This is a genomic window from Microcystis sp. M_OC_Ca_00000000_C217Col (assembly GCF_007095585.1).
Lineage (GTDB): Bacteria > Cyanobacteriota > Cyanobacteriia > Cyanobacteriales > Microcystaceae > Microcystis > Microcystis panniformis.
In genome coordinates this window covers 1-9,237 of the sequence record NZ_SFBV01000214.1, presented here as the reverse complement: position 1 = coordinate 9,237, position 9,237 = coordinate 1, and the positions used below count along the sequence as shown (strand labels likewise).

Genomic DNA, 9,237 nt, shown 5'->3' with positions numbered 1-9,237 from the left:
TGATAGTAAGAAAGGGCCGCGTAAACATCAGCTAAAGTAATGCTGGGATAATGATAAACAATTTCATCGGGTGACATTCCCAGGCGTTCGTGCCAAATAACGACATCTTGGACTTTGATCCGATGACCTGCGATGCGCGGTTTACCGCCACAGGTTTCTGGGGTAATTTCAATGTGATTGATTAAAGTTGTTGTCATTGATAATAACGAATTTGTCCGATTATAGGGTCACAAGGCATCTGCGCCCGAATGTCATATATATTATATCACGTCAAGGTTTATAGAATAATTTTATTATGACAACTCTTATAAACTTGAAGCTAATTCAGGCGCGACAATAGTTTCTAGGGAAAAAGCATTCAGATCCGTTAAGCTTCTGGCGTGTTCCAAGGTGATTGCACAAATATTCCCATTTTTATCAAGATCGACTAAGGTATTTTCATTGATTTCTTGAGTCTCGACAATAGGATTGTTATTGAACTCTAAATATAGAGTGTCCGTATCTTGAAAGTAGGTCATTTTCATGGCTTAAAATTCCTATCAAAAAAAGCATTGTGAACTGTGATACCATCTTCGAGTAAGACAACCCTCAACGCTTTGTTGTCTATTTATTCAATATCAAAATGTTGAGTTTTCTTCAAAAATATTTTTGATAAAATCATATTGTTTAGGGAAAAACTGCCTGTTTGTATAATACAAAGGAGATTTTACATGAATATAACCTTTAGCATCATTTGCCCATTCACCGAGCAACATATCGTCACCATATAAATAACCATGAAACTTTGGAAAAGTATGCCAATATTTAATTTCTATTTCTACATTATTTTGCCTCAGTTGTTCATCCTCAAGTATAAATTCAAGGTTTCGATTAATCTTATTTTTAAAGTTTATCGATAATCGATTGGTTGAGATATATATATCAATAAGTTCATCACTCAATCTTTTCAGTATGAGCCTACTAATTTTAGGCTTTTTATCTAAATTAGCCTCATGAAATATTCTTGTAATCCATGCGTAAACAAAGTCTCCCTCTCCAATTGAAACATATAAGTCGTTCAGGATGTCTTTTTTTGTGACAATGTCCGTGAGAATTGCATAGTACTGTTCTGACCTTGTAAGCTGTTCGACTTTTCCAGTTAAATCAAATGTGAGAAGTTGCAGATTTGCTTCGGTTTGAGGCTTAGTATCCATTAAAGCAGTAACAGTAACAGGAGGCGCGGCGGTTTTCTCAGGTTTAGCGATCGCTTTTTTAGAGGGTTCAGAGCGCCTTTTATGCCACTCTTCCGAAAATTTAGTCAAATTTGTTGTCTTATCGCCGCATTTCGCCCACAGAGTTAGGGAGAACCGCCATTCCTCCGACCCCTGCTGTTTGAAACGCTCATCCCGAAGAATGCCTAGATAATCGGCCAAATAGTGGCTAATCGCGTCCCTAACTTGATCTTTGGTCAATTTTTCCCCTTTCTGCTCTGCCAAGCGTACTAAAGCCGCTAAATTCGTCTCAACCCGCAAAAGTTTCCCCTCTTCCCCTAGAGCCAGCTTGACTCCCCAATCATTATCCTCACATTGACAGTGAGCCACATGATCTAATAAGACTTCAAACAAGCGTTTGACCCTTTTTTCAACAGTTTCGCCATAACTCTTCTTAGGCATGGGATTAGATCGGTAGAGGTTAGGGATAGCTTATTTTAGTCTATTTTTTGGGATGATGAAAAACACCCCCAGAAAACGGGTTTCTTTAAGAAACCTGTTTTCTAATGAAAACCTAGGGGCCGAAACTGAACATCGTTGATGATTTTAACCGTTTCTCCTGATTGCTTAATCACAAATAAACCGCGCCGATAAGCATAACTATCTATGCCCTGATCGATTTCAATCCCCGCTACTGCGCCATAAACCTGAAAGTCTCGAAATTGGGGAAAGGCTAACTTAAATCGCTGTAATCGATCGAGAAAGTCATCTACATCATCCTTCGAGAGTCGAGATTTACACTCCACCGCCACTAACTCACTGCCATTCACCGCCAGAATATCAATTTCCATCGCTGCCCCGGGACGTTTACTTTTTAAGCGACTCATGGTTTGGGTGACATCAATCCCCCGCTCTTGAAATAACTGCACAACCGCCGGCTCTACCATTTCTTCTATAAAAAGACACAAAGGGGTAGTTAAGTTATTGACGGCTTCGGTGGTGGCTTGTACCAGCTTTTTCAATTCTTCCATCGTGCGATCGGCTTCAGCCCGGCGGCGATCGGCTTCAGCACTACGGCGATCGGCTTCGGCATTTCGTTGTTCAGCCTCGGCATTGCGGCGCTCGGCTTCAGCATTGCGGCGCTCGGCTTCTTTTTGGAACTCGGGAAATTGAGCCTCGGTTCTTTCAAACAGTTTGTAAATATCGGCGATCGTAATAGCTTCTGACATGGCGTGTTCTTGTCTATTTGAGCAAAGCCGATCCTATTCTAGCAACTCGGCTGGTTGAGAGGCTATCGTTCTTTTACCCATCACTTGCTGACAGGATAAATCCGACACCATCCCGACCAAAAATCGCAATTTTTTTCCTCGAAAAGTTTGGGGTACCCCACTCCCCCAAAGCCTCCCCCAAAGCTGAAAGCCTTAGCCAATAAGCTTTTTATTATGCAATTTTTTTTAATTAGACCTCTTGCCTTAGCACATACCCCAGATTTTTTCATAGCAAGTATCAACCTATTGAAGTGGGGAAAATCTTATGTTTTCAATGCTTACGTTCTCAACTGCTATTCTACAGGACTACCTCAAAAAAAACGGTTTTTTTGTCTTCGATAACCCTTGGGGCGATCGCTGGTGGCAGGGTTTACAGGATGTTACCCAAGCAACCCCCGTTATCCAAAGTAACGGAGAGATTATCTATCCTATCAAAGCAAATCCTGACGCTATGGGAAAAAGTGACGCACAATCCCTAGGAATTGGGCTTTTACCTCATATCTTAAAAAATTAAGCGAACGGTGAGTAGTAAAAATGGAGCAAAAACGCCATTAGCCCTCTGCGCTAAATGGACATGAAGGCTATAAACACCTATAGAAACTAATTTTGTTAGAAGTTACTCGATTAGATTGCCAATTAGGACACCAATCATCTACATTAACGACATAAGAGCCTTGACGAAGTTGATTATGGATATTAGTTAAGGCAGCTTGTGCTTCCTTTTTTCCTTGGAAAAGAATCACACTTCTATACCATCCAGATCGATAGAAAAGAACCGCACTTGAATAGGGAGGGCGATTTTTCTTCGCACGGTTTATTTCATACTGAGCTTCGTTAATATCTCGATCACCACCGAATACTACTCCCCATTGCTCTGCCCTAGCGATTGCAGGAATCCCAAGAAGAAACCAGAGAATTAAAATTGTTTTTTTCATGGCTTACCTATTAACTTTATTGAAAACGAGCTTTGATTTTTACCCCGGGCTTTAAGTTTAGATGATCGGCATCTTTTTGACTAATTATAACTTTTTTGTCTTGACCTTCCTCGTCTAAACATTGACCAAATTTTTCAATCCTGATTTTGTCAACTTTATCGGAGGTTTGGTAGATATATAAATCTTCATTGCCGATCCAAAATGCATCACTATTTAAACATCCAATAGCTGATCCTCCTGGAAGTTCAGTTTCCGGTTTAATGCTATGAATTATCAAAGTAAATTGATTTTTATTCGGTTGACATATTCCCTGATTTCTGGCACATTCGATTCTGATTCTTTCTAAAACTGGATGATTGTAGCCTTCTTTTGAGGTTGATGCTAGTCTTGAAATAGCACTAACAATCGAAACATTATTAATATCATAATAGCCCTTACTATTAAAGTCTTCTTGATTTAGTTCACCTATTTTAATCCCTTTATTTTCTATCTCTACATAATAGATATTTTGGTCTCCTTTCTTTAACTCTATATGTTGGGCTATATATTGCTTTAACTGCCCTTCTAGCAAAAGATTAATAACTACTATAGAGCTTAGTAGAGAAGCAAGACTCCCTGAAATTTTTATTGCCTGGGTTTGTAAGGAATCATCATCTTTAAACCCTCCCATAAATCGGTAAACCAATGCACCTATTCCAGTGCCAAAAAAAATAGATGGTATGATTGGCAAAGGTATGACATTGGGCAACAAAGCTATAGCCGTACCCAGTCCAAAACCAAAAGCTGTAACTGCAATGAAAAATTTATCAAAAAAATTAGGAACCACCGCTTCTTCCGGAGGTGCGGGAACCGACGGCATCGATTTTTGTTCAGAATCGGGATTTCGGTTCTCACCTGTATTACTCATTTTTCAACTCCCGTATATCCAAATTTCCTAGAAATCGAAAACCTGTCAATCAGAACTAACTCAGGTTAATGGCGGGAAGCGGATTTGAACCACTGACCTTCGGGTTATGAGCCCGACGAGCTACCAGACTGCTCTATCCCGCGTTGCTTTATTTAGTATAGAACTAAATCTCGGTAAATGCCAAGGAGTTTGTAATATTCCTTTACATTTACCGTCCGACCAGAGGTTAATACTTACGTTCCACGGGGGTGAAATCCTGAATTACCACGGGCATATAGTCGATATCGATGCCGGAGGGGGAATAATAGGCGAGGGTATGCTGAAGGAAATTTTGGTCATCCCGTTGGGGAAAATCCTCGCGGGAGTGGGCCCCTCGACTTTCTTGACGATTGAGGGCAGAGGTGAGGATAATTTCCCCCACCACCATGAGACTTTGTAATTCCCAGGCCTCGATTAGTTCCGTATTCCAGCAATCCCCCCTATCATCCAGGTAAATCTGCTCGTATTGGCGCTTTAATTCGCCGATTTGTTTAATTCCCTCGCGCATGGTCGCTTCGGTGCGAAAAACGCCGCAATGTTGGGTCATACAGTCTTGGAATTGCTGACGTAGTTGACCGATGCGAATCGTGCCTTTTTTGGTCAATAGAGCGGTGATTTCCTCTTTAGCATCCTGAAGGTAAATATCGGGATTAAAGACGGGAAAAGCGCGTTTTTCGACGTATTTAGCGATCGATTTGCCAGTTCTTCTGCCATAGACCACACATTCTAACAGGGAATTACTGCCCAAACGATTGGCCCCGTGGACAGAGACACAGGAACATTCCCCGGCGGAGAAAAAGCCCTCGCTGAGGGTATCGGCACTTAAGCGAACGCGACCATCGGTATTAACGGGAATGCCGCCCATACAATAGTGAACCGTAGGACGTACAGGCATCGGTTCTTCTACCGCATCGACACCGACGAGACGGTGGGCCTCCTCCCAACAGAAGGGAATGCGACTCATAATTTTTTCCCGACCTAAATGGCGTAAATCCAGATAGACAAAGGGACCCCCGGCGCTACCGTCCAGATTTACCCCCCGGCCGGCGCGAATTTCTAGGGTAATGGCCCGGGAAGTGATGTCCCGGGGCGCCAATTCCATGCGCGAGGGGGCGTAATCTTCCATAAAACGACGACCTTCGCTATTGATTAAATAAGCACCCTCACCCCGGACCGCTTCCGAGATTAAAACACCGACGGGATAGAGTCCCGTGGGGTGAAATTGGACAAATTCCATGTCTTCTAGGGGAATACCCGCTTTTGCCGATAAAGCTAAACCGTCCCCCGTACAGGCGAAATCGTTGGAGGTGGTGTTATAAACGCGACCATAGCCCCCCGTCCCGAACATAATTGCTTTTGCCCGGAGGATTTCTATCTGTCCGGTGGCGATTTGGTACATAACCACGCCTTTGGCCGTACCTTCTTCGAGGATAAGGCGTAAAACGTACCATTCATCGTAGATTTTTACCTGATTACGGCGTAAATTGCTGACTAATTCGTGCAGCATGGCGTGACCGGTTTTATCGGCGGCGTAACAGGCCCGGTTATGGCTGTGACCGCCAAAGGCTCTTTGGGCAATGCGTCCATCTTCGAGACGGGAGAATAACACGCCTAGATGTTCCAATTCGATGATAACTTCGGGGGCTTCTTTGGTGAGAATATCCACTGCATCCTGGTCAGCCAGAAAATCGGAACCTTTGACAGTATCGTAGGCGTGGGCCTTGGGATTATCTTTGGGGTCAACGTTTTGCAGGGCGGCGGCGATACCTCCCTGGGCAGCGACGGAGTGGGAACGAATTGGGTGGGTTTTGGCAACGACAGCAACATCGATAGTCGGGTTGAGGCGTTTGATTTCTAAGGCGGCGCGGCATCCTGCTAACCCACCGCCCACTATAACGACATCGTGTTCTTTCATGGCTGATTTTTCTAGGGGCTTCTGTTTCTATGGTGGGGTGAGAATTGCTCGGAAGTCAGTTTTGTAACCGAGACTTTATATTTCAGGAGTCAGGAGATAGGAGACAGGAGATAGGAGATAGGAGACAGGAGATAGGAGTCAGGAGACAGGAGATAGGAGACAGGAGACAGGAGACAGGAGACAGGAGACAGGAGATAGGAGATAGGAGGCGGCCGGCAGGAGGCAGAAGATTATTTTTATTGATTCTCCCCACACCCCACACCCCACACCCCACACCCCACACCCCACACCCCAAAAAAACAACCCGCGGCAGTTAACCGCGAGTTATTTTTGGTTAAAATCGGATAATTACTGAACGGTAATCGTTCCGACCATACCGGCACCGCGATGGGGTTCGCAGTAGTAGGTGTAAGTACCCGGTTCGCTGAAAGTGCTTTCAAAGGACTCCCCGGCGGAAAAAGCCAGACCTTTATGGGATAATTTAGCAGCCTGGGCTTCGGGAACCTTGGTGCTATCGAAAACTATGTTATGGGGAGAAAGTTTGTTATTGACCCATTTCACCGTATCTCCTGCTTTAATAGTGAGGGCGGGGGGATCAAATTGTAGTGTACCTGCATCACCGCCCATCTTCACCGTGAAGGTTTCCGCAGCAGCGGCGGCAGTGTTGAAGAAGAAGCTAGAGACGACTAGCACCAGGGTAGCGACCAATAAACCTAATTTTTTCATGCTTGTTAATCCTTTACACGAGGGAAGATGACAAGTTTGACAGCCTGTCTTTTGACAAAAAAGTAAAAGTTTGCTTTTAACTGTCCCATTGATTTATTCTACACCAAGTTTGACAGCTTGTCTTTTGACAAGAAAACCGGTTTTTTCTGACGATGGTTGGGGAATTTCTTAAGAAATAGAGGAGAACCAATCGTGAAAAGACTATTAATTTCCCTGTGCTTGCTCTTGGCTGTGGTTACATTCGGTATGGCTCGTCCCGCTTTAGCTGATGGGGCTTCGATTTTCAGTGCTAACTGTGCTTCCTGCCACATGGGCGGTAAAAACGTGGTTAATGCCGCTAAAACCCTGAAAAAAGAAGATTTAGTTAAATACGGCAAAGATTCCGTTGAAGCTATCGTTACCCAAGTTACCAAAGGTATGGGGGCGATGCCCGCTTTCGGTGGTCGTCTCAGCGCTGAAGATATCGAAGCTGTAGCTAATTATGTCCTCGCTCAAGCGGAAAAAGGCTGGTAAAAATTAGTTATCGGTGGCCAGTTATCGGTTGTCAGTCTGGTAAGAATTGTAGCGATCGAAATTCTTGGGTCAATTGCTGGCTTAAAATAGCTAATGGTTCATCTCGGGACAAGGTTGTGAAATTGCGATCGTTTTTCTATATTTTAGGTGCGACGGTAATCATTCTCCTAGGAGTCGCTACAGCCAGTTTTGCTTGGATTCTCGCCGATAGTCCTCTGTCTTTGCTCAAAGGTGGGGTGCTGCGGGAACCGATGGCGGCGATTTTTGTGCCGAAACAGGCCCCGGTTATGGTATCCTTGCTGGTCAATCCCGAACGTTTAGAGTCTTTTGGTCAATTAATCGCTACACCGGCTAATCGACGACGTTCCCACCAAGAAATTAAGGATTTAGAAAAAAGTCTGCTCGGTAAAACGGGGTTAAATTATCAAAAGGAAATCAAACCCTGGTTAGGGGAGGAAATTACTCTCGCTGTTACTTCCCTAGATTTCGATCGTGATACCGATAATGGTATCCAACCGGGTTATCTTTTGGCAATTCAAAGTAAAGATGGTGAACGCGCTAAGGAATTTCTGCAAGCTTCCTACTCAAAACAGGCGGTTTCGGGCAAATTTGACCTGGTTTTTGAACCCTACAAGGGAGTTAACCTGATTTATCAACGTCCCTTGACTGCGGGAGATAATAATCGTTTTCTCGCTAGTGCCGTGGTGGGTGATACGGTGCTTTTTGCCAATAATATCAAGGTTTTGCGCGAGGCCCTTAATAACGTGCAAGTACCCGATTTAAACCTAAAAAATAGCCCTGATTACCGAGAAGCTCTCAAAAATATCACCGAACCGCGTATAGCTATCGTTTACGGCAATTTACCTCCTTTATCGGCTTGGATCGCTAATCAACCCGTCCCGGAGAGTCCCGAAGCAAAACAACGATTAGCCACGGCTTTTACCCTCAAATCCGGGGGAATAGTCGCTCAAACCGCCTTAATTGGAGTCTTAGGACAGGATGACCAAGCACCAATTTTATCTAGTTTTGGACTCAGGTAGAGGAGGGGTTAGAAGCAGATAGTCCCCTACAGGAATTAATAACACAGGTCTTAAACCGCTTCCAGTCGCCTTTAGGTTTAAATTTGCCTGAAGACGTTTTTAGCTGGGTTAGAGGCGAATATAGCCTCGCTCTCGTGCCTAGTTCAAAGGGGATGGAACCCGATAGTGTTTTTGTAGGGGAACGGGTGATGGGGGTAGAGGTGGACAGTGCGATCGAGCATTTGGATGAGTTGGCCCGCAGTCGCGGCTATAATGTGGTTAATCTGCCTTTACTCGATCGAACGGTGACAGCTTGGACAAAGTTAACCACGGCGGTCCCGGGAGGAAAAGCGCAACTAGAGACGCTCGTGACGGGAGTGCATACTAGAGTCGATAATTATGAAATTATCGCTAGTTCTGTGGAAGCGATGGGTTTAGCTTTATCTGCACAGAAAAACCCCATTTTAAGTAGTGGTAAGTTTCGACAGGCAATTACTGCTTTACCCGCAGAAAATGATGGTTATTTTTACGTCGATTGGCGACAATTGCAACCAGTTATTGAGTCGAAATTTCCGATCGTGCGGGTGTTAGAATTATCGATTAAGCCTTTATTTAATAATCTGCGTTCTCTTACTATTAGCAGCCAAGGTAGTGAAAATTCTGTGCGTCGGGGAACGATTTTCTTTAACTTGGGAGTGAAGTCTTAATCAGTTATCAGTTATCAG

At 44.0% G+C, this 9,237-nt stretch carries 10 protein-coding genes, 1 tRNA gene and 1 pseudogene; 3 read left to right on the top strand and 9 right to left on the bottom strand.

Going from position 1 to position 9,237, the window contains the following annotated elements:
- The 4 genes from EWV66_RS12950 to EWV66_RS12935 form a co-directional block, all read right to left on the bottom strand.
- On the bottom strand, window positions 1-197 hold a 197-nt coding region (locus tag EWV66_RS12950; RefSeq protein WP_287107595.1), incomplete at its 3' end, for a DUF433 domain-containing protein.
- Between the two features lie 108 nt (window positions 198-305).
- Window positions 306-524 carry a DUF2283 domain-containing protein gene (locus tag EWV66_RS12945; RefSeq protein WP_287107594.1) on the bottom strand — a complete coding sequence of 73 codons (219 nt, stop codon included), beginning with the start codon at window positions 522-524 and terminating at the stop codon, window positions 306-308.
- A gap of 93 nt (window positions 525-617) precedes the next feature.
- Window positions 618-1,652, bottom strand: coding sequence for a hypothetical protein (locus tag EWV66_RS12940; protein WP_287107592.1), 1,035 nt, complete (start codon window positions 1,650-1,652; stop codon window positions 618-620).
- Between the two features lie 101 nt (window positions 1,653-1,753).
- The gene (locus EWV66_RS12935; protein ID WP_287107591.1) at window positions 1,754-2,419 is read right to left on the bottom strand and encodes a DUF3782 domain-containing protein; all 666 of its coding nucleotides are present in this window, start codon (window positions 2,417-2,419) and stop codon (window positions 1,754-1,756) included.
- 313 nt (window positions 2,420-2,732) lie between these two features.
- Between EWV66_RS12935 and EWV66_RS12930 the strand changes: the two genes are divergently transcribed.
- Window positions 2,733-2,972, top strand: coding sequence for a hypothetical protein (locus EWV66_RS12930; RefSeq protein WP_287107590.1), 240 nt, complete (start codon window positions 2,733-2,735; stop codon window positions 2,970-2,972).
- A 67-nt stretch (window positions 2,973-3,039) separates the two neighbouring features.
- Here EWV66_RS12930 and EWV66_RS12925 read toward each other — a convergent pair whose 3' ends face one another.
- The 5 genes from EWV66_RS12925 to petE all read right to left on the bottom strand — a co-directional run bounded on the left by EWV66_RS12925 (window position 3,040) and on the right by petE (window position 6,980).
- On the bottom strand, window positions 3,040-3,393 hold the full coding sequence (locus EWV66_RS12925; protein ID WP_052275384.1) for a hypothetical protein: 354 nt from the start codon (window positions 3,391-3,393) through the stop codon (window positions 3,040-3,042).
- Between the two features lie 16 nt (window positions 3,394-3,409).
- Window positions 3,410-4,300: a hypothetical protein gene (locus EWV66_RS12920; RefSeq protein ID WP_287107589.1), complete on the bottom strand. Its 891-nt coding sequence runs from the start codon at window positions 4,298-4,300 to the stop codon at window positions 3,410-3,412.
- 69 nt (window positions 4,301-4,369) lie between these two features.
- Window positions 4,370-4,443: transfer RNA gene (locus EWV66_RS12915), tRNA-Met, on the bottom strand.
- An 83-nt stretch (window positions 4,444-4,526) separates the two neighbouring features.
- Entirely contained in the window at window positions 4,527-6,254 is a 1,728-nt protein-coding gene (locus EWV66_RS12910; RefSeq protein ID WP_287107588.1) for a succinate dehydrogenase/fumarate reductase flavoprotein subunit, read from the bottom strand.
- 348 nt (window positions 6,255-6,602) lie between these two features.
- Entirely contained in the window at window positions 6,603-6,980 is a 378-nt protein-coding gene (petE, locus tag EWV66_RS12905) for a plastocyanin (RefSeq protein ID WP_002762125.1), read from the bottom strand.
- Between the two features lie 192 nt (window positions 6,981-7,172).
- On the opposite strand from petE, the gene petJ reads away from it, so the two are divergent.
- Window positions 7,173-7,493, top strand: coding sequence for a cytochrome c6 PetJ (petJ, locus tag EWV66_RS12900; RefSeq protein WP_002732729.1), 321 nt, complete (start codon window positions 7,173-7,175; stop codon window positions 7,491-7,493).
- A gap of 116 nt (window positions 7,494-7,609) precedes the next feature.
- Window positions 7,610-9,219 (top strand): annotated as a pseudogene (locus EWV66_RS12895) (DUF3352 domain-containing protein).
- Window positions 9,220-9,237: the final 18 nt, after the last annotated feature.